This is a genomic window from Novosphingopyxis sp. YJ-S2-01 (assembly GCF_016093175.1).
Taxonomy (GTDB): domain Bacteria; phylum Pseudomonadota; class Alphaproteobacteria; order Sphingomonadales; family Sphingomonadaceae; genus Novosphingopyxis; species Novosphingopyxis iocasae.
The window spans coordinates 2,556,801-2,582,687 of the sequence record NZ_JAEDAI010000001.1 but is presented as its reverse complement, the minus strand read 5'-3'; the positions used below and the strand labels follow the sequence as shown (position 1 = coordinate 2,582,687).

Sequence of the window (25,887 nt, the reverse complement as noted above, 5' to 3'; positions counted from 1 at the left end):
GCGCTGCGATTTGGTTAATCGTTCGTAGGCCAGGCGAGGGGCTCATTCTCTGTCCATTGCACCTCGCCCGAAACCCGTAAGTGCTGAGCTTATCGAAGCACGTTTAACGGCAGCAGCGCTAAGCTGAGAAACGCCGTCGGCCCAAGGGGCCGTCTGCGACTCCGACAGGCTCAGGGCTACGGAATCTGGGTAGGCTTGGGGGCGTTCTCAGCCCAGCCCGGTCAGCACCTGGTCCGGAGGCCGGTGGCCGTCTGCCCAGATTCGGATATTCGCGATCACGCGCTCGCCCGAGGCCTCGCGTCCCTCGAAGGTCGCGCTGCCAAGGTGCGGGAGTAACACGACATTGTCGAGCGCCAGCAAGCGCTCGTCCACCGCGGGTTCGTGGGTGTAGACGTCCAGCCCCGCGCCGCCGATGCGCCCTTCTTCCAGCGCCTCGATCAGCGCGCCTTCGTCCACCATCTCGCCGCGCGAGGTGTTGATGAGATAGGCGTTCGGCTTCATCGCGCGGATCCGCTCCGCATTGATCAGCCCGCGCGTGGCCTCGGTCAGCGGCGCGTGCAGCGAGACGATGTCGCTTCGCCCAACCAGCCGATCCAGATCTGGCTCGAACGTGACGCCAAGCTCTTCTTCCAGCACCGGCGGCAGGCGGCGGTGCTTGTTGTAAAGGATCTTCAGATCGAACGCGCGCGCCCGCCGTGCCACCGCTTCGCCGATCCGGCCGAAGCCGATGATACCCAGCGTCTTGCCGCCCACGCGGTGGCCCAGCATGCCGCTTGGCCGCCAACCCTTCCATTGCCCGGAACGCACCAGCTTCTCGCCCTCGGCCAGCCTCCGGGGGACGGACAGGATCAGCGCCAGCGTCATGTCCGCGGTGTCTTCGGTGAAGACGCCCGGCGTGTTGGTGACGGCGATGCGTTTGTCCTGCGCGGCTTTCAGGTCGATATGATCCACGCCAGCGCCGAAATTGGCGATCAGCTTCAGCCGATCCGGCGCCGCGGCAATCAGATCGGCATCGATCCGGTCGGTCACAGTGGGGACGAGCACGTCGCAGTCCGCCATGGCGGCCGCCAATTCTTCCCGGCTCATCTGGTGATCGTCTGCATTGAAGCTGACGTCGAACAGTTCGGCCATGCGGGCCTCGACACTGTCCAGCAATTTGGCGGTCACGATGACGCGGGGCCTGGCGATGCGCGGATGATCGGTCATGTTTCATTCGCTACTGCCCCGGCCTGGATCAGGCAAGCGCGCCAAGGATCGGACGCGGCCTTGCCGGGCGGCGGGGCGGGCCGCTATGAGGTTGGTCAGTCAGGGAGTTACCGTCCGCGTCATGCAGTTTCGATCCGCCTTCATCGCAGTGGCGCTAGCCGCCTCGCTCGTGCCCGCCGCGCAGCCGCTGCGCGCGCAAAGCGATCCGCAGACGCCCTATTGGGCGTCGATCGATGTCGACGAGGCGCGGATGCGGGCCGGGCCGTCTACCGAATTTCCGATCAAATGGCTCTACAAGCGCAAATATCTGCCGGTGAAAGTGATCGACCGGATGGAGGGCTGGCGCAAGGTGGAGGACCCGGATGGGGACCAAGGCTGGATGCACAGCCGCCTTTTGAGCGCGGACCGCACCGCCATCGTCACCGGGGCAATCCGCGCGATGCGCAGCAGCCCGGCGGCCAATTCCCGTATCACCTGGCGCGCCGAGCCGGGTGTGGTCGGGCGGATCAGCGATTGCGCGGACGGCTGGTGCCTGTTCGATGTGGCCGGGCAGACCGGCTGGATCCAGGCAGGCGATATATGGGGCGAGGAAGAACTGATCCCGGACGAGAAGTAAGACCGCGTCGTCCGCGTCGCGATAATCCTGCTGGAGAGGCGCAAGAAAAAGGGCGGCTGGACCGATGGTCCGCCGCCCTTTCGCATTTCCAAAGCCGATAGGGCTTAGTCAATCAACTCGACCGCCACCGCCGTGGCTTCGCCGCCGCCGATGCACAGGCTGGCGATGCCGCGCTTCTTGCCCTGCGTTTCGAGCGCGCCGAGCAACGTGGTGATGATGCGCGTGCCCGAGCAGCCGATGGGATGGCCGAGCGCGGTGCCCCCGCCGTTCACGTTGATCTTGTCATGGGAAATGCCGATGTCCTGCATCGCGAACATGGTGACGCAGGCAAAGGCTTCGTTCACTTCCCACAGATCGACATCGTCGACACTCCAGCCGGCCTGATCCAGCACCTTCTGAATGGCGCCCACGGGGGCGATGGTGAATTCGGCCGGCTCCTGCGCATGCGCGGCATGGGCGACGATGCGGGCGACCGGCTTCAGACCCTTTTCCTTGGCCTTGCTCTCGCTGGACAGGACGATTGCCGCCGCGCCATCGCTGATCGAGCTGCTAGTAGCCGCGGTGATGGTGCCGTCCTTGGCGAAGGCGGGGCGCAGGCTGGGGATCTTGTCCGGGCGGCCCTTGCTGGGGCCTTCATCGGTGTCCACCGTCTGCTCACCGCCGCGATTGGTGAAGGTGACGGGCACGATCTCCTTCTCGAACGCACCGCTTTCGATGGCGGCGTTGGCGCGGCGCAGCGATTCGATCGAGAATTCGTCCATCGATTCGCGGGTCAGCTGATATTTGTCCGCCATTTCCTGCGCAAAGGTGCCCATCGCGCGGCCTTCCTCATAGGCGTCTTCCAGACCATCGAGAAACATGTGGTCATAGGCGGTGTCATGGCCAATGCGCGCGCCCGAACGGTGCTTCTTCAGCAGATAGGGGGCGTTCGTCATGCTCTCCATGCCGCCCGCGATGACGGTGCCGACCGATCCGACCTGAATCGCTTCGGCGCCCATGATCACCGTCTGCATGCCCGAGCCGCAGACCTTGTTGACGGTGGTGGCCTGCACGCTCTTGGGCAGGCCGGCCTTGATCCCCGCCTGGCGTGCGGGCGCCTGGCCGAGGCCTGCGGGCAGCACGCAGCCCATATAGATGCGGTCCACGTCGCCGCCGTCGATCCCGGCACGTTCCACTGCGCCCTTCACCGCGGTCGCGCCTAGCTCGGTCGCGCTGACATCGGACAGCGCGCCCTGCATCGCGCCCATCGGCGTGCGGGCATAGGACAGGATGACGACGGGATCGGTGCTGGACATAGAAAAAGGCCTCTCGTTCGCGTTGGTTTCGAAGGTGATATAATGGCAATGGCCGAGCGCGCAATTCGGTCCTTATCGCGCGCGCATGGCGGTAATGTTTCCGTGGGAGCGCTTCGTGCGTTAGGCTTTGGCGAAACATATCAGGAGAGAGCCATGCCGATGACCGAGGAAGACGCCCAGACGCCGAGCCACAGCGATGCCGAAATGCGCGCGCTGCTGGAGCGGCAGCGCGTCGCCTTCACCGCTGCGATGCCCGAAGATCTGGACGCGCGGGAGAACCGGCTCAATCGCGCGATCTTCCTGCTGACCGAAAATGCGGACTGGTTTGCCGAGACGATTTCGGAAGATTTCGGCCATCGCAGCAAGGAACAGACGCTGCTCACCGATATCGGCCCGTCGGTGAACGCGCTGAAGCACGCCAAAAAGCATTTCCGTCATTGGGCGCGGGGCGAGAAGCGTAGTCCGATGTTTCCGCTCGGCCTGCTCGGCGGGCAGGCGCGGGTGGATATGATGCCCAAGGGCGTGGTCGGGGTGGTCGCCCCGTGGAATTTCCCCGTCGGCATGGTGTTCGTGCCGCTGGCGGGCGTGCTGTCCGCGGGCAACCGGGCGCTGGTGAAGCCGTCCGAATTTACCCCGCTCACCTCCCGCCTGACGGCTGAGTTGGCCCAGAAATATTTCCACGAGGAAGAGCTGGCCGTGGTCACCGGCGGTCCGGACGTGGGCAAGGCCTTCACCGCGCTGTCGTTCGATCACATGATCTTTACCGGCGCGACCGGGGTGGGGCGTCATGTCATGCGCGCGGCGGCAGACAATCTGGTGCCGGTGACGCTGGAGCTGGGCGGCAAATCGCCCACCATCGTCGGCCGTTCGGCGGACCGCAAGAAGGCGGCGGAGCGAATCGCGCTCGGCAAGATGATGAACGCCGGGCAGATTTGCCTGGCGCCCGATTATGTCATGGTGCCGCAGGAGCAGGAGAGCGGCTTCATCGACGATCTGACCGAAAGCGTCGCCTCGCTTTATCCCAAGCTGCTCGCCAATGATGATTACACGTCGGTGATCAACGGCCGCAATGCCGAGCGGCTCGCGGGATATCTCAACGATGCGCGTGAGAAGGGCGCGGAGCTGATCGAGGTGAATCCGGCGGGCGAGGATTTCTTCAATTCCAACGGAAACAAGATGCCGCTCACTCTTCTGCGCAACGTCACCGACGATATGGCGGTGATGCAGGAGGAGATTTTCGGGCCGATTCTTCCGGTAAAGACCTATCACCGGATCGATGAGGCGATCGATTACGTAAACGCGCATGATCGCCCGCTCGGCCTCTATTATTTCGGCAGCGACGAGGCGGAGGAGGCGCAGGTACTGGGCCAAACCATGTCCGGCGGCGTCACCGTGAACGATGTGCTGTTCCACAATGCGATGGAGGATCTGCCTTTCGGCGGCATCGGCCCCTCCGGCATGGGCAATTATCACGGGCTCGACGGCTTCCGCACCTTCAGCCACGCCCGCGCGGTCTATCGTCAGTCCAAACTGGATGTGGCGGGCATGGGCGGCTTCAAACCGCCCTATGGCAAGGCCACGGCCCGGGCAATCAAGGGCATGCTGAAGGGGTAAGGCGGCTTTTGATCTGCGATAACAAGCAAATCATTGCCCTTCGCCCGCGCGGTCCCTAAAGCGCTGGACCTGTCGCCGCCCGTGCCCCTGTGGTGGAATTGGTAGACGCGCTCGACTCAAAATCGAGTTCCGAAAGGAGTGCCGGTTCGACTCCGGCCAGGGGCACCATGGCGGCAGGCGTATCGAGAGGCCGGCAATGAACAATCTCACCAAAGCCGATATCGTCCGCAGCACGCTGATCGTGCTGCTGCTGGTCGGCATCGCCATGTTGCTGGTGCAGGTGACGGCAACGCTGATGCTGATTGCCGGGGCGATCCTTGTGGCCGCGGTAATCCGCGCCTTTTCCGATCCCTTGCAGCATCGCGGCGTGCCGGAAACCCTTTCCGTTCTGCTTGCGCTCATCATCATCATCGCGCTGCTGAGCGGCTTCGGCTATCTGTTCGGCCACTCGCTCAGCACCCAGTTCGACAATCTGGGCTCGCGGCTGACCGACGCCTACAACATGGCGCGGCAGTGGCTGGCCTCTCAGCCCTTCGGCAGGGCGATCCTTTCCTCCACGCCCGACATCCAGAGCTATGTCGGTCAGGCCCTCACCGTCGCCTTCGGTGCGATCGGCGTGATCACCAATCTGGTGCTGGTGATCGTCGGCGGCATCTATCTGGCACTCGACCCCGGCCTCTATGCGCGTGGTACCTCGAAACTGTTCCCGAAAAAGCATTCGGGCCGCGTGTTGGACGCGCTGCGCGAAAGCGGGGCAGTCCTGCGGCGATATCTTGCCGCCCAGCTGATTACGATGACTGCGGTGGGATCGCTGGTCTATATCGGCATGCTGATCGTCGATATACCGTCGGCGGGTGCGTTGGGGCTGATTAGCGCGCTCACCAACTTCATTCCGCTGATCGGGCCGTTCATCGGCGCGGTGCCGGGCATCCTGATCGCCTTCGCGGACGATCCGCACAAGATCATTTGGGCCGCGCTGGTCTATCTCGTCGCGCAGCAGATCGAGGGCAATGTGCTCACCCCCATCGTGCAGCGGCACGCGGTGGCCATTCCGCCGGCGGTGCTGATCTTCGCGCTGAGCGCCATGGGCACGCTGTTCGGCACCATCGGCATCGTCCTAGCGGCGCCGATTACGGTGGTGATCTACACGCTGGTGGCCGATCTCTGGTCGCGCGAGACGCTGGGTCATGAGGTCGATACGCTGGAAAATGCCGGTATCGACGATGACAGCGAGACCGCTTCCGAGTGATCGCGTGCATTTGCTGCATGCAATGTAGGAAATGATTTTCTAGCTTTTCGAACCGATATGGTTCGAGGAGCAAGATCATGGACTTCCGGGGGAAGGCGCAGTCACTCAGCTTGGGCGCGGTGGCGCGCGCGGCTGCGGCACTGCATTGCGAAGAAGGGGCGATCCGCGCGGTGATCGCGGTGGAAAGCCGCGGCGGGTTCGATCGGCAGGGGCGGCCGAAAATCCTGTTCGAACGCCATTATTTCCACCGGCTGACGAACGGCCGGTTCGCTGCCGATCATCCCGACATCAGCGCGCGGCAATGGGGGGGCTACGGGGCCGCATCGCGCCAATATGATCGGCTGGCCCGCGCGATCGCGCTCGACCGGGAGGCCGCGCTGCGATCGGCGAGCTGGGGAATGTTCCAGATCATGGGCGACAATTTCACCGCCGCCGGCTTCGCCGATGTCGAAGCGATGGTCGCCGCGATGATGGAGAGCGAGGACCGGCATCTGCAAGCCTTCTGCGCGTTCGTGACCGCGCGCGGCCTGGCGGACGCCCTGGCCCGGCGCGATTGGGCCGCCTTCGCCCGCGGCTATAACGGTCCCGCCTTTGCCGCAAACCGCTACGACACGCGTCTGGCACAGGCCTATGCCGCGGCCAGCGGCGGCCTCCTGCGCCGCGGAAGCGAAGGCGCCGCGGTCCGCGATCTCCAGACGCGGCTGGGCCTGATGCCGGACGGCCACTTCGGCCCCCGCACCGAAGCCGCCGTCCGCGCCTTCCAGCGCACGGCAGGCTTGGCCGAGGACGGCGTAGTAGGCCCCGCGACGCGAGAGGCGCTGGAGTGAGTAGGCGGCCAGGGAGCAGAGTGAATTGATGGCGGGAGCTGCCGGCTCCATTGCGTCCGCACAGCCATCCTGTTTAAACGTCCCACGATGAAGGTCGACGAGAAAAATATCGCTCGAGGCGGATGTCCTCGGTGCCAGACAACGATACCATTCAAGAATTATCTATTGCCTCGAGGCCGTCCATTCGAATGCCGGCATTGTCGAACCTCAATCGTTCTTCCCAAGATAAGCATCAGTTTATTTGCTTCGATTTTCGCTTTTATCTTTGTAATAACGAAAGAAGCGCCGCTGTGGTTTTTAGCATTTGTACTGCTATGTATAATGTTGCTGGAATGGATGTTTTCAAAAGTCACCGTATCCGAAGACGATATTGACCCCGCGGATTGATCCGGCAGCAGCTCCCCTTCCAGTCCTCGGCATAAACCTGGTTCAAGAACTGGTTTACACTTGATCCTTCCTCTCAGCCCACCATTCGGCATAGGGCGTGTTTTCCACCTTGTGACGATTGAAATCCGGTGCGCCGTCGTTCCACCAGACGGGGCCGCGTTCGCCTAAAGCCCGCTTGGCTTCGTCGACGCGGCGGCGGTGGGCGGTGACGTCCGTGCCGTACTCGGCCTGGCCGATGGCGCGGCGGGCGTCCATCAGGTCGCGGACCAATTCCTTCTCGCGCTCCGGCTCCAGATCGGGGCGGGTGGCGCGCCATAGGGTTCCGTCGACTACGATATAGCGCCCGTCCGGCGTTTTGGGCGGCTCGCTCACGCGGGCAGGGCGCTTTTTGCCAAAGACAGATCGCGCACCAGCTTTTCGAACTCCACCTTCTGCCCCGCGCCGTCCGGCAGGCGCAGAAGATAGCTGGGGTGCACGGTGATCAGCAGCTTGGAAGAGCCGATATAGTCGATCAGCTGGCTGCGGTTGCGCGATATGGTGAGCGTCTTGCCGGTGAGCGCGCGCACCGCGGTGGCACCCAGCGCCACGATCACCTGCGGCTCCACCACCTGCCGTTCCTGCTCCAGCCACCAGCGATAATATTCGATATCATCATTGCTGGGCTTGGAATGGATGCGCCGCTTGCCGCGCTGGACGAATTTGAAGCGCTTCACCGCATTGGTGACATAAGCCTCGCCGCGGTCGATCTGCGCGGCGGCGAAGGCGCGGTCCAGCAGCTGGCCGGCGGGGCCGACGAAGGGGCGTCCGGCCTGATCCTCCTGATCGCCGGGCTGTTCGCCGACGAACATCATTCGGGCATCCTCCGGCCCTTCGCCGGGTACGAGCCGATCGGAAAAATCCTCGCGCGGCCAATCGTTCGCGGCGCGTAGCGCCTCGTAGAGCGGCTTCAGCCCGTCGAATCCGCCGCTGGCATGAGCAGGCGCCTGCGTCTCCTTCACCGCAATGGCGGGGGCGTTTTCGCCGTCCGGCGAGGCATTGTCGATCATGGCGTTCATCCGTGCTTCCGCCTCGCGCGTGAGGCCGGGGATCAACGCGGCTTCGGGCAGGTTTTTCCAATATTTTGCGGGCATTTCTGCCATCATCGCCTTCGTCTTCAGGCGCGCGGGGTTGAAAATGGAGGCGTAATAGGTCTTCCATTCGCTCTCCACCGCATCCTCCTGCGGCACGTCGGACTTCTGCCCGCCGGGGCCGACCTCCAGCTTTTTGCCGTCCCAAGCGATGCTGGCCTCCGGCGTCACGATCAGCCAGTTCATCCCGGTGAAGCGGTTCTGGAAGAATTTCGCGACTGCTTCGGTGATGTGATGTTCCGGCTCAAACCAGGAAACGAAGCTTTCGCGCCCGTCCTCCTCGCCCACTTTGCGGAAGCGCACGAAGGCGTGCATCTTGTGGATGTCGCGGCGCACCGATTTGGCGAGCGCGCGCAGTATGTGCATGTCCGGATCAGCCGGGTTCTGATGGATTTTCGGCTGGGTCTGCGCGCGGAACACGATGCGATAGCCGAGCGCGAACCGCTCCGGATCGCTGTGGAGCAGCGCGGTCTGGATATCGCCGAGCAGTTCTTTGGAAATCACCGGCTTGCGGTCGCCCGGCGGGGGGATGGGGTCGCCCTCGTCGAACAGGGTTTCGGTGCCGATGTTGAACTCTACACGGGCGGGAATCACGCCCGCGAGCAGCAGTTTGCGCGCCGCCTCGCGCCATCCGGCGATATCGGTTTGGGAGGCGAGGGCGATGCGGATCATGACCTAGCCGTCCTCACGCCGCGAACAATTCCATCTGCCGGGCGGGGCGGACCATCTGGCTGCGCAAGTTTGCGCCATCGAGCCAGCGGCCCGGCTGCCAGTCCGCCGCGATAATCCAGGCGCGCATTTTCTTCGTGGACCGGCACAGCCGTTCGACATCGGCCAGACGTAGCCGCCCGAAACGCCGCGCCCGCAGGATAGCGCCGACGCCTTTGGTGCCGAGGCCCGGCACCCGCAGCAGCATCTCGCGCGGGGCGCGGTTAAGATCGACGGGGAATTGATCGCGGTTCATCAGCGCCCAGGCGAGCTTTGGATCGACCTCCAGATCAAGATGGCCGCCCTGCGCGCCGCCCAAGATTTCGCCCACCGAAAAGCCATAGAAGCGCAACATCCAGTCCGCCTGATACAGCCGGTGTTCGCGCATCAAGGGCGGCGCGGCGAGAGGCAGGCGCTTGCTGGCGTCGGGGATGGGACTGAACGCGGAATAATAGACGCGCTTCAGGCCGACGCCAGTGTAGAGCTTCGAACTGGTCTGAAGGATTGTGGCATCGTCCGATGCGTCCGCGCCGACGATCATCTGCGTGCTGTGCCCGCCCGGCGCGAACAGCGGGGCCTTACGGCTTTTGCGGCGCTCCACCTTCGCTTCGGTAATCCGGCCGGAAAGGTCCGCCATGGTTTTGCGGATGAGCGGCCCGCTCTTTTCCGGGGCGAGCTCCGCAATCGCCTTATCGTCCGGCAGCTCGATATTGATCGAAAGCCGATCGGCATAGAGCCCGGCATCGGCCAGCAGATCGGGGTCAGCCTCCGGAATGGTTTTCAGATGGATGTACCCGCCGAACTTGTGCTCGATGCGCAACTTCTTGGCCACCTGCACCAGCAGTTCCATCGTGTAATCGGGCGAGCGGATGATGCCGGACGAAAGGAACAGCCCTTCGATATAATTGCGCTTGTAGAAATCGAGCGTGAGATCGACGACCTCGTCCACCGTAAACGCCGCGCGGCGCACCCCGCTGGAAGATCGATTGATGCAATAATGACAGTCGAACATGCAGTAGTTCGTCAGCAAAATTTTCAGCAGCGAGATGCAGCGGCCGTCCGGTGCATAGCTGTGGCAAATGCCCATGCCAGTCGTTGACCCGATGCCCCCGGTCTTGCTGCTGCCGCGCTTGACTGAGCCCGATGATGCGCAAGACGCGTCATATTTCGCAGCGTCCGCGAGAATTTTGAGTTTCTGGGATCGATCGAGTTGGGCCATGATGTTCGCTCAATGTTCTAGACCCGCCAGGGTTGCGCTGCAAGCGGCAAAGAAAAGTCCTCTCATGTTTCTTCGCCCGGTCAGTAGGTTCGGCGGAGCAGAAAAATGGCCCGGTCTGTAGCCACAGCGCAACAAGTGAACGGCACTTTCATTTTTTCGGTACGGAAAATGCTGAACGCTCTGGACAAAGGTGGATCGCGATAGGATGAATGGGGACGAAGCCGCAAAAACGGCCATCCGCCTCGATATCGAGGCGGCACCAAATGGGAGAGGATAAACCATGCGTAAATCGCTGTTGCTTGTCGCGTGCGCTGCCAGCGCCTTGTCTGTACCTGCCTTCGCGCAGCAGACGCAGGACCCCAGCACGGAAATCGACGCCGCACAGGGTGTTCTTCCAAACCAGGCCGATGCGCAGGAAAGCCGCACCGACACCAATCAGGCAAATTCGCAGGCCCCGCAGGTAGCCCGGTCCGCGCCGCTGTACGGCGATATCGTCGTCACCGCGCAGCGCCAGTCCGAGCGGCTGCAGGATGTGCCTATCGCGGTCTCGGCCTTCAGTGAGGAAGCGCTGGCCGCGCAGCAGATCGACAACGCGCTCGATCTGCAGGCGAGCCTGCCGAACGTGGTCTTCTCCAAGGGCAACTTCACCACATCGTCCTTCACCATCCGCGGCGTGGGCGATCTTTGCGTAGGCTTCTCCTGCGACAGCGCAACGGCGATCCATTCCAACGATATCCCGCTGCTCTCCACCCGCCTGTTCGAGGCGGAGTATTTCGATCTGGAGCGGATCGAAGTCCTTCGCGGGCCGCAGGGCACGCTGTTCGGCCGCAACGCGACCTCCGGCGTGGTCAACGTCATCACCGCCAAGCCCGATCTGTCCGGCTTCCACGCGGCGGGCGAGGCCGAATATGGCAATTACAACTCGATCCGCCTGAAGGGTATGGTCAACGTGCCGCTGGGCGACGTGTTCGGTGTGCGGCTGGCCGGATATTATCTGAACCGCGACGGCTATACCTTCAACGAGTTCGACAATAGCCGGATCGATGACCGCGATCTTTATGCGATCCGCGGCACCGTCCGGTTCGAGCCGAGCCCGGACACCGTGCTCGATATCATCGGCTATTATTTCCACGAGGACGACAACCGCTCGCGCATCCAGAAACAGCTCTGTAACCGCGACGTAACGGCCATCCTCGGCTGTTCGCCGGACCGGCTGGAATATGAGACGACAAACGGCAACGCCACGCTGGGTGCGGCCCTGTCTTCGCGCCAACTGTTCGCGCTGCAATCGCTGGCGCAGGGCGGGGTGCTCGGCAATCTGGGCATTGCCAACCTCACCAATCGTCCGGACATCTTCGCCGGTACGGTGAACCCCAGCGATCTGCGAACGGTGAATGTCGATTTCACGCCGACCTATTTCGCCGAAGAATATCACATCCTCGGCAAATTCTATCAGCGCATCGGCCAGTTCGATTTCACCCTATCCGGTGGTTTCACGCATGACGAGGTAGACAGCAGCGTGGATTACACGCTGGCCACATCCGATCCCTTCTCGGCCGAAAGCTTCGCCCGCGCTAATGCCGCCGCGCAGCTTTTCCCCAATAGCGTGGGCGCGGTGCTGCAGAACAATCAGCTTTGCGCATCCTATCCGGGCAGCGACCTGGTCGGTCAGTTCGGCGGCAACCGTTTCGGCTGCTCCACCCGCTCGATCGATTTCGACCGTTCGCGCTCCAGCAGCGATCAATGGTCGGTCGAAGGCAAGATTTCGTCCGATTTCGACGGCATGTTCAACTTCCTGCTGGGCGGCATCTATGTCGATCAGAAGGTGAGGAACGGCGATTATTTCGTGGTTTCCACAGGCCTGGAATATGGCTCGGCCGTGCTCGGTGCGGCCGGTGGTGGAGACGGGCTTTTCCTGGCTCCGCCCTATTTCGCCAACACCGTGGGGCGCTACGACCTGCAGAGCTACGGCATTTTCGGCGAAGCCTATCTGGAGTTTACCGATCGGCTGAAGCTGACGGTGGGCGCGCGCTATTCCAATGACCAGAAGACGGTTCGCGCACGCAGCCCGATCCTGGACGTGATCGGCGCGATCGGTACCACCAGCTTCGATCAGCTGATCGGTTATCCCGGCTATGACGCCGACCCGTCGATTCCGGGCAACCAACCCTTCCGCGACACCGAAGTCGGCTTCGACGACGTGACCGGGCGCGTGGTGCTCGATTTCCAGGCGACGCCGGACAATCTGCTCTACGCCAGCTATTCGCGCGGCTACAAATCGGGCGGCGTGAACCCGCCGGTGAACCCCACGCTGAATGCGCCCGTCACCTTCGCTCCGGAAAATATCGATGCGTTCGAAATCGGATCGAAAAACACCTTCGCGAACGGCGTGCTGCAACTGAATGGTGCGGCGTTCTACTATAGCTACAAGAACCTGCAGATCAGCCGCATCCTCAACCGCACCTCGTTCAACGACAATACCGATGCGGATATTTACGGCGCCGAGCTGGAGGCCATCATCCGGCCGACCCCCGAGTTCACGGTCAACCTGGGCTTCAGCTATCTGCAGACGCGGATCAAGGGCCTCAGCCTCACCGATCCGCGCGATCCGTCGGGCGGCCGTCCGGACGTCACCATCATCAAGGATGTGGCGAGCGCGGCGAACTGCGTGCTGATCCCCACGGGCGGCGTCAGCGGCGATGCGCTGGTTTCCGTGGTGAACGGCTTCCTGAATGCCGCGAGCGGACCGGCCAATGGCGAGGCGCTGTTCCGTCCCGGCACGACGCCGGTTCCCGGCACCAATGCGCGCGGTGCGATCTCGTCCTGCGATCTGCTGACCGCAGCGGTGGCAGGCGGCGCTCCGGCCCCGCTGAACGCGCTACTCGGCAGCATCTTCGGCCCCGGCCCGCTGCCCTTCCAGCTCGATCCCGCCTCCAGCGCCCCGCTGCTGCCCACAGGCGTGACGCAGGACCTGACGGGCAACGAACTGCCCGGCGCGCCGAACGTCAAATTCTCGGCCGGTGCGCAATATGTCATCCCGTTCGATAATGGCATGAGCCTGCAGCTGCGCGGAGACCTGGTCTACACCGGCGGCTATTACGCCCGCCCGCAGAATCTGGAGATCGACAAGATCGAAGGCTATGCGCTGGCCAATGCGCAGATCCAGCTGAACGGCGACCAGGAGCGCTGGTTCGTGCGCGGCTTCGTGCAGAACCTGTTCGATAACAACGCGATCACCGGCCAGTATCTGACCGATCCCAGCTCGGGCCTCTACACCAACGTCTTCACCGTAGAACCGCGCCGCTACGGCATTGCAGCGGGCTTCAAGTTCTGAGGCTGCGATAAAACGCAAATGGCAAAAGGGCGGGCTTCGGTCCGCCCTTTTTGTTTCTCGGATATTTGACAGGTGTTCGGATGCGATCTGGATAACCTAGCCGCGCTTGCGGAAGGCCTCCCGATCAACCTTATTTAGTCGGTGACCTGCTCAATCAAGGACGCGGTAAATCGCACCGCTCGGCACTCATCGCGCTCTCTTGCCTCTCGGTATCGCCTGAGAAATCATCGGATCGTCTCGCTTGCCGAGAACAACTTCTCCAATGACGTGTCGACATATTCGGCCACAAAGTCTCGATCTTCCGCAGTCAGGGGCTCATATCCTTGTGCGTGAAAGGCCCGGTTGCCTTGCCCCTTGTAACTTCGAACCGGCACGAATTCTTCGCACGGCGAACATCCGGTAATCGTCTCGATCTGCCGAACCAGGCTCGCGGGATCATGCACGAGCTGTTCGTGGGTTAGGAAAATCGCAGCGCCTGCGCGTTCGGCCGTCGTGGTCCAGTTGGCGAGCTTCGCATTGCGCATGACGACTGAGTTGGCGAACCGATCACCGGTCGCCGGGCAGCGCTCCTCCATGATAGGCGTGCCGAGCAGGGGATGGTCTTCATCGATGTTCCAGAACTCGGTGTCCCAGATCGTGTCCCATGGCGCGCGAATGAAGTCCGGGAAGCTGAGCGCGCGCATTTCAGGGCTGGTATGCCATGGCTGGCGATAAAGGCTGCGCAGCCATTCACCCACTTCCCGTGCAATCACGATAACGGCCACATCGCCAGGAATGTCGGTCCCTTCGGGCACGAGCCAATGTTTGAAGCCGTAATCCTCGGTGAAGGTCAGATTGGGGAAATTGGTTTCCACCAAGCGGATCAATGCATTGGTGCCGCTGCACCGTTCTCCGTAAATCTGGAAGCGACGGATCGTCAATTCATTCCCCTTTCGTTCTCGGCTGCAGGCCATGCCAAACCTCAAACCGGCTGTCGCCCTCACGCACGCCGTAAAACAGCTGATGAATGTTAGCCGGCGCAACGGTGCTGCCATGTCGAACGTCTGCAGGTTTATGCAGAAAACCGAAAATTGCCGGCGCGAGCAGACGAGCGACCGCCGGCCCATCGCCGTCTTCGCTCATCATCAGGGCAGGGGACACGCCAACCGAATCATGGCGATTGCGCAGCACCTTCCCGCAGAGCGCCCGCTGGTTATCATGACAGCTGATCCTTCGCAGTTTGACGGGTTGGGACGGGGGGCGGACATCGTCGGCTTGCCGAACATGATCGGCGCTCCGTCGCGCAGCGCAGCGCTGCACGATCAGCCTACTCCCACAACCATGCATTGCGTGCCGCTGGGCGTGGAAGAAATGCGTGCTCATATGGCCCGGATCGCTGAAACCCTTCATCGCTACGATCCTGCATTGTTCCTGATCGACGTTTCCGCCGAAATCGCGTTGCTTTCGCGGATCATGAGCGTGCCTGCGGTATCCATCCGTATGCATGGAGACCGCGGCGACGCCGGCCATTTGGCAGGATATGAGGCTTCGGTCGCCATGCTTGCGCCCTTCGATGAGCGATTGGAGCAGTCGGACTATCCCGGCACGCTGCGGAGAAGGACGTTCTACACCGGCGGGCTGTGCACCACGCGCGATCCCATCCTTATGAAAGAGGACGCGCGCGAAAAATTGGGATTGGATCCGGATCGGCCGGTAACATTGGTGATCGCCGGTGGCGGCGGTTCGGGAACGCCCTACGCGCCGCTGACCGTCGCAGCGCGCGCGGAACCCGATACATTGTGGTTGATTGCCGGACCGGTCCACCGCGAAGGTCACGAAACCGACTTCGGAAATTTGGTGGAACTTGGCTGGATCGACAATCTGACCGAGTATCTTTCAGCGGCCGACCGGGTAGTTGCGTCGGCAGGGGACAACACGGTGCACGAGATCGCAAGAGCGGCGAAACCGTTCCTGTGCGTGCCCGAATGGCGCTATTTTGACGAACAGAGGGCGAAGGCTCGCGAACTCGAGCGTTTGGGCGCTGCCGTTTTTCGCGAAACATGGCCCGCGGCCATACCGGCCTGGACCGAAGCATTGGCGCAGACCGATGCGCTCGATCCGACGTCGGTTGCCGCATTGCAAGATGAGAATGCTGCCCGTGATGCGGCCTTCTGGCTGGAAGAACAGGCGAACCGACTTTGGGATATTAGCTGAAGCGCACGTCATCCGGTTGCCGTGCCGCGGCGATTTCCGCATCGCTCGGTTTCCGCAAGCATTCGATCCGATCACCCGTCCGCTCGATGTAACCAGCGTTTTCAAAAGCTTCGAGCCAGTAATCCATGCACCATTCCCCCCATCTGTCGCGAAACAGCGCGGCATTGCGGAGAATGGATTCGAAATGCTGAAGCGGCGGTTTGTGAACGGCGTGATGTTGATGGAAAGCTACCGTGCCGCCAAGCCAGTATAGGTCGAGACCGGCCGCGCGAAGCCGCTGTCCGAAATCAGTCTCCTCCGCACCATATCCGAAATAAGCATCGTCCATGCCTCCGGCAGCAAACCAGGCAGATCGTTTCATGATGAACGCGAGGCCCCATAGCTCGCCGTGGTCCGCGATCGGCGCACTGTGTATTCCGGCTAGTGCGGGCTTCGCCGGGTGGCGCTGCCCCAGTTCGCACAGCTTTTCGTAATCGGGCAGGCCCGATTTTTTCAGCCAGCCTGATCGGTGCGCGGGCAAATAACGTACTTCGGGCAGGAACACACCATTAACGGTAAGCGATGTCGTTTCTGCCGCACGTCGAATGAAGTCGGGATCCGCAATGCAATCGACATCGAGAAACGCCAGGATATCGCCGCTCGCCTTCATCGCGGCTGCATTGCGCGCGGCGGCCAGGGGAAGCTCGTCTCCCTCCACTCTGCAAAAGTGCACAGGGAAGGGGAGGGAGCGGTTCAATGCGGGCGGTTCAGGCTGCATATGCGCGACCACCAGCTCGTCAGGAGCGACGCGTTGAGCCGCCAGCCCGGATATCAGATGGTCGAAATGATCCTGCCGTCCACGTATGATGGTTGCTGCGCTGACGGACTGAAAAACCCCTACCACAAACCGGCCTTGCGGAAGTGCTGCACGCCTTCCAGGATGCCAGCGGCATGGGTCGCACGGGCAGTATAGGCATGTGCCAAGGCAGGATGATCCCTAATGCCGTCGCTGGCATTGCCGACGATAATCGGATGCTGGCACGCGCGGAGCATAGCGATGTCATTTCCGCTGTCGCCGGCCACGACCACTTGATTAGGTTCGAGCCCGAGAATCTGCGCCACATATTTCACGGCGGCGCCTTTGCCGCTCCCGCGGGCAAGCAGATCTACATAGCGACCATGACTGATCACGGTCTCGCCGGCAAAGCCGTTACGCCGCAAATCTTCGGCTAGTGTGTTTACGTCGGCCTTTCCGACAAAGAAGCTGGCTTTGCCAGGCTTCTGTTCCAGGAATCCCTGCGGTTCCAGACCCAGCGCGACCGCCAGATCGGCAACGGCATCGGGGTCCCAGTTTCGTAAGAGCGAATTGGACCAGGCGGCATCTTCGACGAAACGCCGCCTATCGCGGTCATACCAGTGTACGCAGCTTCCCACGCTGCTGATGATGACATCGGGCGTCGGAACATTCTCGGCGGCAAGAATCGCCTGTGCGCTGTGAAAACTTCGCCCGGTGGCGATGCCTAAAACTACATTCTGGCGATGATCCTGCTGCCAGGAAAGAAATTCACGCAACGCTGCGCGATCGCCGAGGAGCGTGTTGTCGATATCGCAAACCAGCAATCGATTGTGAGCGCTTGGCGCAATTTGGGGAAACGTAATCTCTCTGATCAACCGGTGATAGATATCGCAATGGGCCTGCCAGTCATATTCCCGGACCGCCGTCGATCCGGCTTTAGAATACCGTGTCCATTTGTCCTCATCGGACAGGATGTCGAGGCAAGCTGCTGCGATGCCAGCCCGGTCGGTGGGACAGACGAGCAGCCCGTTTCCGCATCGTTCGATAATGTCGTTCGGTCCGCCGCTGTCCGTCGCAACGACGGGAAGGCCGGAGGCGGCAGCTTCCAGCAGCGTCAGTCCGAACGGCTCGTTCAGCGCGGGGTTGACGAACACGCCGCCAGTCTCGCGAGCCAGCGCGTAATATGCGGGGATGTCGCCCGGCGCGTGCGATTTAGGATAGGCAACGCGGCCATACAGATCATGCCGGTCGATAGCGGCGATCAATTCTTCGATCACCTCACGGCATTCCTGTTCCAGATCGCCCAAGAGGCCGCGGCAACCGGCCACGATCACCAGATTGGCCTGCTTTCGCAGGCGCGCATTGCCGGCATAGGCTTCGAGCAATGCCATCAAGTTCTTCTTGCGAACCGGCCGCGCAATCGCGAGCAGGATCGGCTTCTCCGGCTCGCTAAGAAACCGCTGCAACTCGCCGCGAACGGTGTCGCTGGGCGTAGCATCTTCAAAGCGATCGAGCACACATCCGGGCGGGATTACCCTTATTCTGCCGCTGTCGATCCCCTCATAATGGGAATATTGGGCCTCCGCCTCATCGCGCGAACTGGCGATTACCGCGTCGGCTGCTTCGAGTACGCGTTCTTCGATGGCAATGCGACGCTCGATCTCTTCATCGCCCACGCCCTGACTTGCTTGCCGCTTGACCGCCCCCAACGAATGTCCCGTGAAGATATAGGGAATGCCGAAGCGTTCTTTGGCTGCACGCGCGAGAATACCGCCATCAGCGTAATGAGCGTGGATGAGGTCCGGCAACTCGCCGCAACTGCCCAGAAAGGCAAGAAATGCATCGCACAGTGCCTCGTGCTGTTGCCAGAGTTGCTCCTTCGGCAGATAGGCCGCTTCTCCATCCTGGAGGCGGACCAGCCGCAATTTGCCGGAAACCTCGCCCGCATCGGGCGCGTAGGCTTCGCCGAGCTTCTCGTTCTCAAAGCCGCGCGTGACGATATCGATATGCGTAACATCGGGGTCTGCGGCGCTCGCCCTTACGAGTTCCAGCAAATATTTTATGTGGCCGCCGGTGTCCGCCGTAATTCCGTAAGAGACATTTGCCAGCCGAAGGCATCCCTGCAGAGCAATATGGCAAATGCGCATTGAGATCGTTCCTTCCGGATGCAAGAGCGTCAGATCACGCATTCAAGTTCCTGAGATAGTGGCCGATAAATGTTAGCTTCCTGCAGAATTGCTCATGTCGCGCCGGTCATCCTGCCTGTTCCGCCGATAAGCTATGGCGGCACCGAACGCGTGATTGCGGATCTCGCGCAGGCACAGGCCGCGCTCGGGCACGAGCCGGTTATCTTTGCCGGCAGCGATAGCAGTATCGATCTCCCGCTGCGTTCCGGCTTTCGCTCGCTATCCGATCATCGCGGCGAGGGCACAGTGCCGCCGGGGCTCGCCGCAGAGCTGGAGGCCGCTCAGCTTGCCGAAATGCTGAGGGCGGGAGATTCTTTCGATATCGTCCATTTGCATGGGTCCGCTCATGCCAGCGCGCTGTGTCAGACATGGGCAGCGCCCGTTTTCCGGACCATCCATTGGCGCGCGGACGAGGAAGACCACCGCCAGCATTTCCGTCAATTTCCCAAAGAGCGCGTGGTCGCCATTTCCCACGCCCAAGCCGAAGACGTGCCGCCCTCCTCTCTGGCGGGTGTCGTGCATCATGGCATCCCGGTCGATCGGCTGAGAGAGGGGCGCGGGGCGGGCGGCTATCTTGCCTTCATCGGACGAATGACCGACCAGAAGCGGCCGGACAGGGCCATCGAATTGGCCAACCGTGCGGGCCTCCCTCTGCAGCTTGCAGGGCCCGTCGATCCTGGAAATCCTGACTATTTCGATCGGGTCGTGGCTCCCGCGCTATCTTCTTCGATACGGCATGTCGGAAGTATCGATGATCGCGCCAAGCAAAGTTTCCTGGGCGAGGCTTCGGCCTTGCTGTTCCCGATCGATTGGCCGGAACCCTTCGGGCTGGTGATGATCGAAGCAATGGCCTGCGGCACGCCAGTCATAGCCTGGGCCAAGGGCAGCGTACCGGAAATCGTCGAAGACGGGGTAACCGGTATCGTCGTGCAGTCTTTGGACGAGGCGCTGGCGCGCTTACCTGAGGTCCTCGCGCTCGACCGAGGCCGCATCCGCCAACGCTTCGAAGCGCGCTTTACCGCAACCCGCATGGCACAAGACATGTGCGCTCTTTACAGTGCCGTTTTGCAGGGTTCAGAATTTTCGACCTTAGCTTTGGGCTGAAAATTGCGTCCGTTGTTCAACCTGCATGCCAAATCATATCGATTGTTGCAGGTTGGCTGCCGCCCTGCAGTTTGCGTCGTTCAGGCTGTGAGAGCGGTTGGAACCGCACCGGTGCGTAGCGCAACAACTGGAGAAATCTGCCGATCAGGAACCGTCATCAAAAACTTATTAGCAATGTCACCACGTCGCTATAGCTGCCTGGAGGTGGCGTAGGCTGGCTCGCGTCGATCCGTGCTACGAATGTTTGCAGGAGGGACGGGGTAGTCCCGCCGGTTCCCGGCCGCGGATCGGCGAGGGGGTTGGTCTCGTCCCAGATGGTAATGCCGTCGGGGCGGTAAAGGTTGTAATTCAGTCTGTTCCCCGCTCCATCGGTCATGGTTCGCCATGGGCGGGCGGTGCCGTTCTGCCCGCTACTGAAGGCGACCGTAAACAAACTCCCTTTAGTGCAGTCGACCCGCGCAGCTTGCGTAACCGGGACGAAGCCGTTGACGAGCGGCGCGCTGCCGAAACGCACATCGGGGGTATCGATCCGGCAATCGCTGGTAACGACGAGTGTGATACGCAGCGTGGTCGATCCGCTGCCCGTATAGGTGAGGATACAGACACCGCCGACGCCCACGCCGCCGCAGATTCTCCAACTCCACTGGATCGTGACGATGTCGGTATAGGTTCCGGCGGCAATGTTCGGCATGTCCGTCAGATTGACATAGATGGGTGGGGCGAAATCCGTTTTATCGAGCAGACCTAAGAGCGAAATAAGGGTGGGGTCGAAATAGTCGACCGTCGCGCCCTGGTTGAACGAAAAGGTGCCGCCCGGATCGGCGGAAAGACGGTAGGCGATTGTGTCGCTGCTGTCCGCGCGCAAGCGAAATCCGTTCGTGCTGCTTGCGCTCGCACGCGCGTAGTTGGTGGAGAGCACGGAGAGGACGGCGCCGGTACAGGTCAGGCCGCTCTGGGCGGAGGTTTGCGCTACCTGCCCGGCCTTCACGGCATAGGAACCGGCGGTGCCGAGAGAGGCCGATGCATTGCTCGCTAAGCTGCAAGCCGCGCGCGCTGACCCGGGCAGAAGCAATGCAAACAGGCACACAGCGAACAGTGTGATCAAACGCACGGCACTTCTCCCAGATCGCTATAGGCTTGCGCGTCCTTTGGTACGGTGAAGCGGGCTGTACAGGCTCCTCCATTCGAAATGGCCGACAGCGTGCTATGAGAAGGTGCGTCATCGATGACCGTGACGCCGTCCCAACCGACAATCGTTGCGCTGCCATCAGCAAGTTTGGCTGTGGTGCCTGCCGGAAGAGGGGTGCCCGTTATATCGGTCAATCGCACCACAACGCTCTGCGCATATCGGATTGGCATACGGATTATCGCGCCCGTATTTTCACGAAGAGCGGCGCGGGCTTCGACTTTGGTGGCTATGGCGTTGGCAGGAAGATTGATCGGGTCGATCGCGAAGCGGCTGGGAAAATAGGCGTTTACGCGGGGCACGAAAAGCCGCCCACCGGCATTTGTCAGGCCCAACAGCTGGTTTTCGTAATAAACCGGCACGTCAGCTACGCCGGTGGAGACCACGGCGAAGGCGTCGGGCAGGGCATTGGCCGCGAATACACGGCTGTCGATCCATGCAAGGGCGCCGGTTACGCTTCCCCAGGCGGAACTGCCTGATGGAGTGGTCGAGGCACCGAAACTGGCTTGGACCGAACGTCCACGCCATATGCCGCTTGCCTGGCCAAGCGCAGTTCCGCGATCGTCAATGGCAGCATCGATCGCGTAGCCAAAGCCGCCATCGTTCGGCACGGCGCGCGAAGCGCTTGCTTCACCGCGGAAGCTTCCATTTGGCTGCCGGGCCATGCCGCCGCTCACCATGGAGCTGCCGCCCAGCGGTATCATCAGGCGCAATTGCATGCTCGTTCCGGTGCCGGAAAAATCATGATCGGCGGCAGCAAAAAGCGAAGCGCCGCTGCGCCTCAACGGCAACGACCAAGATGCCGAGGCAATCCGCGCGCGCAGGCCGCCTTGCGTCCGGTTGTCGAAATAGCCCGCGCCCAAGCTTCCTAGTGCGCCGAGCGAGAGGCTTGCGCTGAAGCGATCTCCGCGGATTGCGCCGCCGCCGACCAAAGCAAGATCGAATGTGCCAAGATCGGCATAGTTTCCGCTGCGTTCCACATGGTCGAAACCCAGTCCGAAACGCGTTCCGGCATAGCTGTATCCGAGGGTGATCTGATGGCCAGCCGCACCACTGTGACTGCTGATGCCCGCCGCGACATGTACTGCGCCCCAGAGTCCCGGTGCCCAAACCGCGCCTATTCCGCCCGTGGCAAGCTGCGCCGTAGCCTCCGCATGCGCTTCAAGGGTGAATTTGTCCGTCAGGCCTCTACGTGCGGTGGCGGAAAAGGCGAGCGCGCCATAATCAAAACTTGAAAGACCGTAGCCGCGTCTCAGCGCGCCTGCTTCGACTGCAAAATCGAGCATGCCTTGCTGCAGCAAATCGGGGGCCACGTAAAAGGGAACCACGGTTTCGACCTGGCGTCCGGTGGCATCGGTGGTCACGATGCGGGCCTCCCCGGCGCCGGTAACCACAGGAATTTGATCCAGCACGAACCGCCCCGGCTCCACGCTGGCCTGCTGCTGGCGATAACCGTTCACGAATAGGTCAACCGCTGAAGGCACGGTCGCCTGACCCGAGAAGCTCGGTAAAGGTACGGTCACAAGATCGGGCCGGATACGGAAATTGCGCGCGATGCCGATGCCGCCCAGTCGAACCGAGCTGGACCATGGCAAGGAATGCGTGATGAGATCGCCTGCGGTGAAGCTCAAAGCGCGCTCGGTATCGACAGCGCGGATCCGGGTGTCGTATCGGACGTATCCTTGACGGCTCATACCGCCGAAGCGAAGAATTCCGCTGTTGGAGACGGTGGCGAGATCCGAAAACGCTCGCTGCTCGCTCCAGAGCGATGCACTCGTCGATGCTCCCCAAAACTGAACGTAGGCATCATAGTTGAGGACGAACCCTGGATCGACCTGTGTGACGTGGCGAATGGCGGCTTTCGCTCGAATACGGGAGGTTGGAAGAAGGCTTGGCGCTACATCGAGATAGAGCCGCTGCGCTGCCGCGTCGTAATTCGCTGTGAACCCGGGAGCCTGCTTCAGTTCGATCGGTTCATCGCCTTCGATAGCGATGCCGGCCGCACGTAGCGTGGCGGGCGCAATCCAGAGCTCTCCGTCCTTTTCCCAAAGCTCCGCCAGGGTGCCATCGGCGCGTCCGTTCACGACCAGATCGACAAATAGCGTCGAAGAGCCTTGCGCAATGTCCGGGATATCACTGGCCGCCGCCGGACTGGCCGCGCAGATTGCCAGCAATGCCGCGGCCATGGTGCGGGACAACATTTTACCCGAACCGGATTACGCTTGGAAAGCGAGCGTCTGGTTCGAGCCGTTGACGTTTACCTGAAACTGATCGAACGAGCCCGGCGGAAGGGGTATTTGGATGCTGCTGCCGGGCAGAACATAGCCCGCCAAGCCAGATTTGATTAGGGCCTCTTTTCCGCCGGACAGCCCACGTAGGTCGCTGAGACGGGCATGGCGGCTGCCGCTGTTGCGGATTGAGAGCATTGGCCCGGAGGGTGCCGCCACAATCCGCGCTTCCAGTTGCGGCGAAACGTTTTCTTGTTTGGAGCCGTAAACGAACAGCGGGATGGAATAGCGCATCTGCACTCGAAGCTGCGCCTGCAGTGTTTCGGCATCGGTGGCCGGCGCGGCTGGCAGTTCGTCGATCAGAAGACGATAGGCCGCTTCGGGTGTATCGGAGGCCTCGGCACGGCGAACGAGCCTTACAAGCTGGCGCCCCCCCGGCTCCACTTCGGCCATAGGCGGGCTGGCCACCAGATCAGCTTGCTGGCTTAGCACATTTTCTCCGGCCGACTGGGACCAGCTGAATGCGCGGACCTGTAGAGTCACGCGCTCCTTGCCCTTGTTCTCAATCCAGATCGCTGTTGCTTTCTGATTTTCGGAGATGGTCGGATCGACCGGCCAGATGACCACCGAAGAGGCCCGGGCAGCGGGCGCGGCGGCCAGCGTCATTACGGCGATCGGCAAAAGCACAGATTTCAGCATAAAACGGTTCCGGTCGAAAATGGTGCTCACCAGCTCAGCGTGACGCGAACGGTATCGGTGTAGAGTCCGGCCGGGATCGCGCCGGTCAGCGTGGCGCGAGCGCGCACGGGAATGGAACGGCGCGAAACTCCGGCCCCGAATTGCAGCGGAAGCGGCTGGAGGTTCCAAGGTGTCGAACCGTCCGCTGCATAAAGCTGATATGGAATTGCCCCACTACCGCCGCTGCGCGCCAGCATCCGCGTCCCGCCAGAAGAGTGGTCGCCCAGATCGACGCTCAAAGCGGCGGTGACGCCCGGCGTACATTCGATGGCAAGTCCTGCGCCTGACGCCGAGACGAGTCCGGCTTCGACCGTTGCCGGAGAAGCGCCGTCGACCGTTCCTAGATCAATGAGGCCCCAGCGTCCGCTCGCATCGCTTAAGACAGAGCAGCCGGCCACGACGTCAGCCGAAATGCGAAAACTTTTGGCGGTTTCCGCATGGGATTCGGCAGCGGGGTACGCGGCTCCGAGACAGCAGACTATGAGGTAAATGGGGCGCATCGGCTTACCAGCTCAACGTCACCAGTACCGTATCGGTATAGGTGCCCGCGGCCACCACATTGCCGCCGCTGTTCACGCGCGCGAAGATCGGCACGATGATGGGATCAGTGGTGGCCGTACCCAGGCTAAGGCGCTGCCCGATGCCGATTTCGTTCGCTCGCTGAGCATCGGTATACAGGCGGTAGGGCAGGCTGTTACCAGCCGAAGCCATGTAGCGCGTGCCCGATGCCGCGTTATCGCCGGAACCGATCGTCAGTTCCGGCAGTACGCCCGGCGAACACAGTACTTGCAGCGCGCCAAGAGAGCCGACGAGTTCTCCATCGACGTCGCCGAAAATACCCGGCTGATCGGCGAAGGCGATATTGCCAATTGATCCGACATTGGATTGCACCGAATTCGCGCCGTTCACCACGCAAGCGTTTTGCACCACGAGCGATACACCTATGGTGCCGCTGCTGCTGCTCTGCGCGGAGGCCGGAGAGAGAAAGAAACCGCCTAAGGCAATTGCGGCGGCGATTCCGGAATAAGTATATCGAACAGTCATAGAACGTTCCTGTTGCTGGTCACAGGATCGATCCATCAGTTTAGTCTAAACGAAACCTTTAATGGTTCCACGGTGGTGACGCTAATTAGACTGAAGTCTAATAGGTGGGGCTAGAAAGTTTCTCGAGAGAGAGGGCCAAGGCCAAAGTTCGTGCGCTGCGATATGCGTCATAACGCGCGGAAGAATGTCCCTCATCTAGGGCTCTCCAATACCGATTTGCCTCAGCAAAACCGAGCGTCCCCACAAGCCCCGCGATCCGATGTGCCTCTCCTGGCTTCAGGCGATTTTCCCTCAAATTTCCAGCAGCCGAGGAGAGTTCATGTCGGAGGCGGACAAGCATGGGACCAATAATGTTGATGCCGAATAGCTCTTCAATTTTTCGTGCGCCCTCCATGGACGGCGGCAGCCAATTGAGGAGCGCCGCGGCCAGCCCGTCTGCCGAGCTGGTGCAGATCAATGCTTCGAACGGCTCGGCGTCACCCAGTCGCGTTTCGTACTGTCCCAAAGCCAGCGAGATTGGGGTATCCTCTCTCGCCAAGCCTATCTTGGTCGTCTCAAAAAGTGCAACATTTTTGGCATGTCCGGAGAATAAACAAACATTATATCCGGAGATGGTCTGGTTTGTCCTGCTCACCTTATCTGGAGCAATCAGCTCCACTGTCCAGTGGACTTGCAGCATGTCGATCAGTCCATCGTTACTGGTCGGGATTTCGCCTATAATCGTCAGCTTTGGCTTCATAACATTCATTCTGTCATATTATACTATAAGGGTATTTTGGTGTACCTTGCTAAACACCGAAGTTTCGCCGAAAGCCATATGTACCAGTTGAAAATCTCGGTTGCACCAGGTG

Annotated in this window: 21 protein-coding genes and 1 tRNA gene; 8 read left to right on the top strand and 14 right to left on the bottom strand. The window is 61.5% G+C overall.

The window, feature by feature from the left end:
• Positions 1–207: 207 nt before the first annotated feature.
• Positions 208–1,206 (bottom strand): 2-hydroxyacid dehydrogenase, encoded by a 999-nt coding sequence (locus I6A82_RS12625; RefSeq protein WP_198095160.1) that lies wholly within the window; start codon positions 1,204–1,206, stop codon positions 208–210.
• 121 nt (positions 1,207–1,327) lie between these two features.
• Between I6A82_RS12625 and I6A82_RS12620 the strand changes: the two genes are divergently transcribed.
• On the top strand, positions 1,328–1,822 hold the full coding sequence (locus I6A82_RS12620; RefSeq protein ID WP_187337019.1) for an SH3 domain-containing protein: 495 nt from the start codon (positions 1,328–1,330) through the stop codon (positions 1,820–1,822).
• 104 nt (positions 1,823–1,926) lie between these two features.
• Here I6A82_RS12620 and I6A82_RS12615 read toward each other — a convergent pair whose 3' ends face one another.
• On the bottom strand, positions 1,927–3,117 hold the full coding sequence (locus I6A82_RS12615; protein WP_187336703.1) for a thiolase family protein: 1,191 nt from the start codon (positions 3,115–3,117) through the stop codon (positions 1,927–1,929).
• A 159-nt stretch (positions 3,118–3,276) separates the two neighbouring features.
• On the opposite strand from I6A82_RS12615, the gene I6A82_RS12610 reads away from it, so the two are divergent.
• From I6A82_RS12610 to I6A82_RS12595, 4 genes are all read left to right on the top strand, one after another.
• Positions 3,277–4,731, top strand: coding sequence for a coniferyl aldehyde dehydrogenase (locus tag I6A82_RS12610; RefSeq protein ID WP_198095630.1), 1,455 nt, complete (start codon positions 3,277–3,279; stop codon positions 4,729–4,731).
• An 83-nt stretch (positions 4,732–4,814) separates the two neighbouring features.
• Positions 4,815–4,899, top strand: a tRNA-Leu gene (locus I6A82_RS12605).
• 28 nt (positions 4,900–4,927) lie between these two features.
• A complete protein-coding gene (locus I6A82_RS12600) occupies positions 4,928–5,980 on the top strand; it encodes an AI-2E family transporter (RefSeq protein ID WP_198095159.1) in 1,053 nt (350 codons plus the stop codon).
• 77 nt (positions 5,981–6,057) lie between these two features.
• On the top strand, positions 6,058–6,807 hold the full coding sequence (locus I6A82_RS12595) for an N-acetylmuramidase domain-containing protein (protein WP_198095158.1): 750 nt from the start codon (positions 6,058–6,060) through the stop codon (positions 6,805–6,807).
• Between the two features lie 441 nt (positions 6,808–7,248).
• Here the strand turns inward: I6A82_RS12595 and I6A82_RS12590 are convergent, their stop codons facing one another.
• Genes I6A82_RS12590 through I6A82_RS12580 form a run of 3 tightly spaced genes read right to left on the bottom strand, consistent with a single transcriptional unit; the run spans position 7,249 to position 10,248 of the window.
• Positions 7,249–7,566 carry a hypothetical protein gene (locus tag I6A82_RS12590; RefSeq protein WP_198095157.1) on the bottom strand — a complete coding sequence of 106 codons (318 nt, stop codon included), beginning with the start codon at positions 7,564–7,566 and terminating at the stop codon, positions 7,249–7,251.
• On the bottom strand, positions 7,563–8,993 hold the full coding sequence (locus I6A82_RS12585) for a UdgX family uracil-DNA binding protein (protein ID WP_198095156.1): 1,431 nt from the start codon (positions 8,991–8,993) through the stop codon (positions 7,563–7,565). Before I6A82_RS12585 ends, I6A82_RS12590 begins: the two co-directional genes overlap by 4 nt.
• Before the next feature lie 13 nt (positions 8,994–9,006).
• Entirely contained in the window at positions 9,007–10,248 is a 1,242-nt protein-coding gene (locus I6A82_RS12580; protein WP_198095155.1) for a putative DNA modification/repair radical SAM protein, read from the bottom strand.
• Positions 10,249–10,528: 280 nt separating this feature from the next.
• Here I6A82_RS12580 and I6A82_RS12575 point away from each other — a divergent pair, with 280 nt between their 5' ends.
• Entirely contained in the window at positions 10,529–13,582 is a 3,054-nt protein-coding gene (locus I6A82_RS12575; RefSeq protein ID WP_198095154.1) for a TonB-dependent receptor, read from the top strand.
• A gap of 224 nt (positions 13,583–13,806) precedes the next feature.
• Here the strand turns inward: I6A82_RS12575 and I6A82_RS12570 are convergent, their stop codons facing one another.
• Positions 13,807–14,502 carry a hypothetical protein gene (locus I6A82_RS12570; protein WP_198095153.1) on the bottom strand — a complete coding sequence of 232 codons (696 nt, stop codon included), beginning with the start codon at positions 14,500–14,502 and terminating at the stop codon, positions 13,807–13,809.
• Positions 14,503–14,533: 31 nt separating this feature from the next.
• Here I6A82_RS12570 and I6A82_RS12565 point away from each other — a divergent pair, with 31 nt between their 5' ends.
• On the top strand, positions 14,534–15,775 hold the full coding sequence (locus tag I6A82_RS12565; RefSeq protein WP_232343442.1) for a glycosyltransferase: 1,242 nt from the start codon (positions 14,534–14,536) through the stop codon (positions 15,773–15,775).
• On the opposite strand, the gene I6A82_RS12560 is transcribed toward I6A82_RS12565, so the two are convergent.
• Together I6A82_RS12560 and I6A82_RS12555 are read right to left on the bottom strand one after the other, a co-directional pair.
• The gene (locus tag I6A82_RS12560) at positions 15,768–16,658 is read right to left on the bottom strand and encodes a glycosyltransferase family 2 protein (RefSeq protein ID WP_198095152.1); all 891 of its coding nucleotides are present in this window, start codon (positions 16,656–16,658) and stop codon (positions 15,768–15,770) included. The two genes, I6A82_RS12565 and I6A82_RS12560, sit on opposite strands and share 8 nt — an antisense overlap.
• On the bottom strand, positions 16,652–18,739 hold the full coding sequence (locus I6A82_RS12555; RefSeq protein ID WP_232343441.1) for an HAD-IIB family hydrolase: 2,088 nt from the start codon (positions 18,737–18,739) through the stop codon (positions 16,652–16,654). The genes I6A82_RS12560 and I6A82_RS12555 overlap by 7 nt, the downstream gene beginning before the upstream one ends.
• A 27-nt stretch (positions 18,740–18,766) precedes the next feature.
• Between I6A82_RS12555 and I6A82_RS12550 the strand changes: the two genes are divergently transcribed.
• Positions 18,767–19,840 (top strand): glycosyltransferase family 4 protein, encoded by a 1,074-nt coding sequence (locus I6A82_RS12550; protein ID WP_198095151.1) that lies wholly within the window; start codon positions 18,767–18,769, stop codon positions 19,838–19,840.
• Positions 19,841–19,997: 157 nt separating this feature from the next.
• Here the strand turns inward: I6A82_RS12550 and I6A82_RS12545 are convergent, their stop codons facing one another.
• The 6 genes from I6A82_RS12545 to I6A82_RS12520 form a co-directional block, all read right to left on the bottom strand.
• On the bottom strand, positions 19,998–20,951 hold the full coding sequence (locus I6A82_RS12545; protein WP_198095150.1) for a Csu type fimbrial protein: 954 nt from the start codon (positions 20,949–20,951) through the stop codon (positions 19,998–20,000).
• Positions 20,942–23,212, bottom strand: a complete 2,271-nt coding sequence (locus I6A82_RS12540; RefSeq protein ID WP_198095149.1) for a fimbria/pilus outer membrane usher protein — start codon at positions 23,210–23,212, stop codon at positions 20,942–20,944. The genes I6A82_RS12545 and I6A82_RS12540 overlap by 10 nt, the downstream gene beginning before the upstream one ends.
• A 30-nt stretch (positions 23,213–23,242) precedes the next feature.
• Entirely contained in the window at positions 23,243–23,983 is a 741-nt protein-coding gene (locus I6A82_RS12535) for a fimbrial biogenesis chaperone (protein ID WP_198095148.1), read from the bottom strand.
• Positions 23,980–24,492, bottom strand: coding sequence for a Csu type fimbrial protein (locus I6A82_RS12530; protein WP_232343440.1), 513 nt, complete (start codon positions 24,490–24,492; stop codon positions 23,980–23,982). Before I6A82_RS12530 ends, I6A82_RS12535 begins: the two co-directional genes overlap by 4 nt.
• 4 nt (positions 24,493–24,496) lie before the next feature.
• Positions 24,497–25,036, bottom strand: coding sequence for a Csu type fimbrial protein (locus I6A82_RS12525; protein WP_198095146.1), 540 nt, complete (start codon positions 25,034–25,036; stop codon positions 24,497–24,499).
• Between the two features lie 97 nt (positions 25,037–25,133).
• Entirely contained in the window at positions 25,134–25,775 is a 642-nt protein-coding gene (locus I6A82_RS12520) for a hypothetical protein (RefSeq protein ID WP_198095145.1), read from the bottom strand.
• Positions 25,776–25,887 lie beyond the last annotated feature (112 nt).

Bases quoted from the DNA above. Each gene is read 5' to 3' on its own strand.
- I6A82_RS12625 (WP_198095160.1), bottom strand. From the start codon at position 1,206: ATGACCGATCATCCGCGCATCGCCAGGCCCCGCGTCATCGTGACCGCC.
- I6A82_RS12620 (WP_187337019.1), top strand. From the start codon at position 1,328: ATGCAGTTTCGATCCGCCTTCATCGCAGTGGCGCTAGCCGCCTCGCTC.
- I6A82_RS12615 (WP_187336703.1), bottom strand. From the start codon at position 3,117: ATGTCCAGCACCGATCCCGTCGTCATCCTGTCCTATGCCCGCACGCCG.
- I6A82_RS12610 (WP_198095630.1), top strand. From the start codon at position 3,277: ATGACCGAGGAAGACGCCCAGACGCCGAGCCACAGCGATGCCGAAATG.
- I6A82_RS12600 (WP_198095159.1), top strand. From the start codon at position 4,928: ATGAACAATCTCACCAAAGCCGATATCGTCCGCAGCACGCTGATCGTG.
- I6A82_RS12595 (WP_198095158.1), top strand. From the start codon at position 6,058: ATGGACTTCCGGGGGAAGGCGCAGTCACTCAGCTTGGGCGCGGTGGCG.
- I6A82_RS12585 (WP_198095156.1), bottom strand. From the start codon at position 8,993: ATGATCCGCATCGCCCTCGCCTCCCAAACCGATATCGCCGGATGGCGC.
- I6A82_RS12580 (WP_198095155.1), bottom strand. From the start codon at position 10,248: ATGGCCCAACTCGATCGATCCCAGAAACTCAAAATTCTCGCGGACGCT.
- I6A82_RS12575 (WP_198095154.1), top strand. From the start codon at position 10,529: ATGCGTAAATCGCTGTTGCTTGTCGCGTGCGCTGCCAGCGCCTTGTCT.
- I6A82_RS12565 (WP_232343442.1), top strand. From the start codon at position 14,534: ATGCCAAACCTCAAACCGGCTGTCGCCCTCACGCACGCCGTAAAACAG.
- I6A82_RS12555 (WP_232343441.1), bottom strand. From the start codon at position 18,739: ATGCGTGATCTGACGCTCTTGCATCCGGAAGGAACGATCTCAATGCGC.
- I6A82_RS12550 (WP_198095151.1), top strand. From the start codon at position 18,767: ATGTTAGCTTCCTGCAGAATTGCTCATGTCGCGCCGGTCATCCTGCCT.
- I6A82_RS12540 (WP_198095149.1), bottom strand. From the start codon at position 23,212: ATGGCCGCGGCATTGCTGGCAATCTGCGCGGCCAGTCCGGCGGCGGCC.
- I6A82_RS12530 (WP_232343440.1), bottom strand. From the start codon at position 24,492: ATGCGCCCCATTTACCTCATAGTCTGCTGTCTCGGAGCCGCGTACCCC.
- I6A82_RS12525 (WP_198095146.1), bottom strand. From the start codon at position 25,036: ATGACTGTTCGATATACTTATTCCGGAATCGCCGCCGCAATTGCCTTA.
- I6A82_RS12520 (WP_198095145.1), bottom strand. From the start codon at position 25,775: ATGAAGCCAAAGCTGACGATTATAGGCGAAATCCCGACCAGTAACGAT.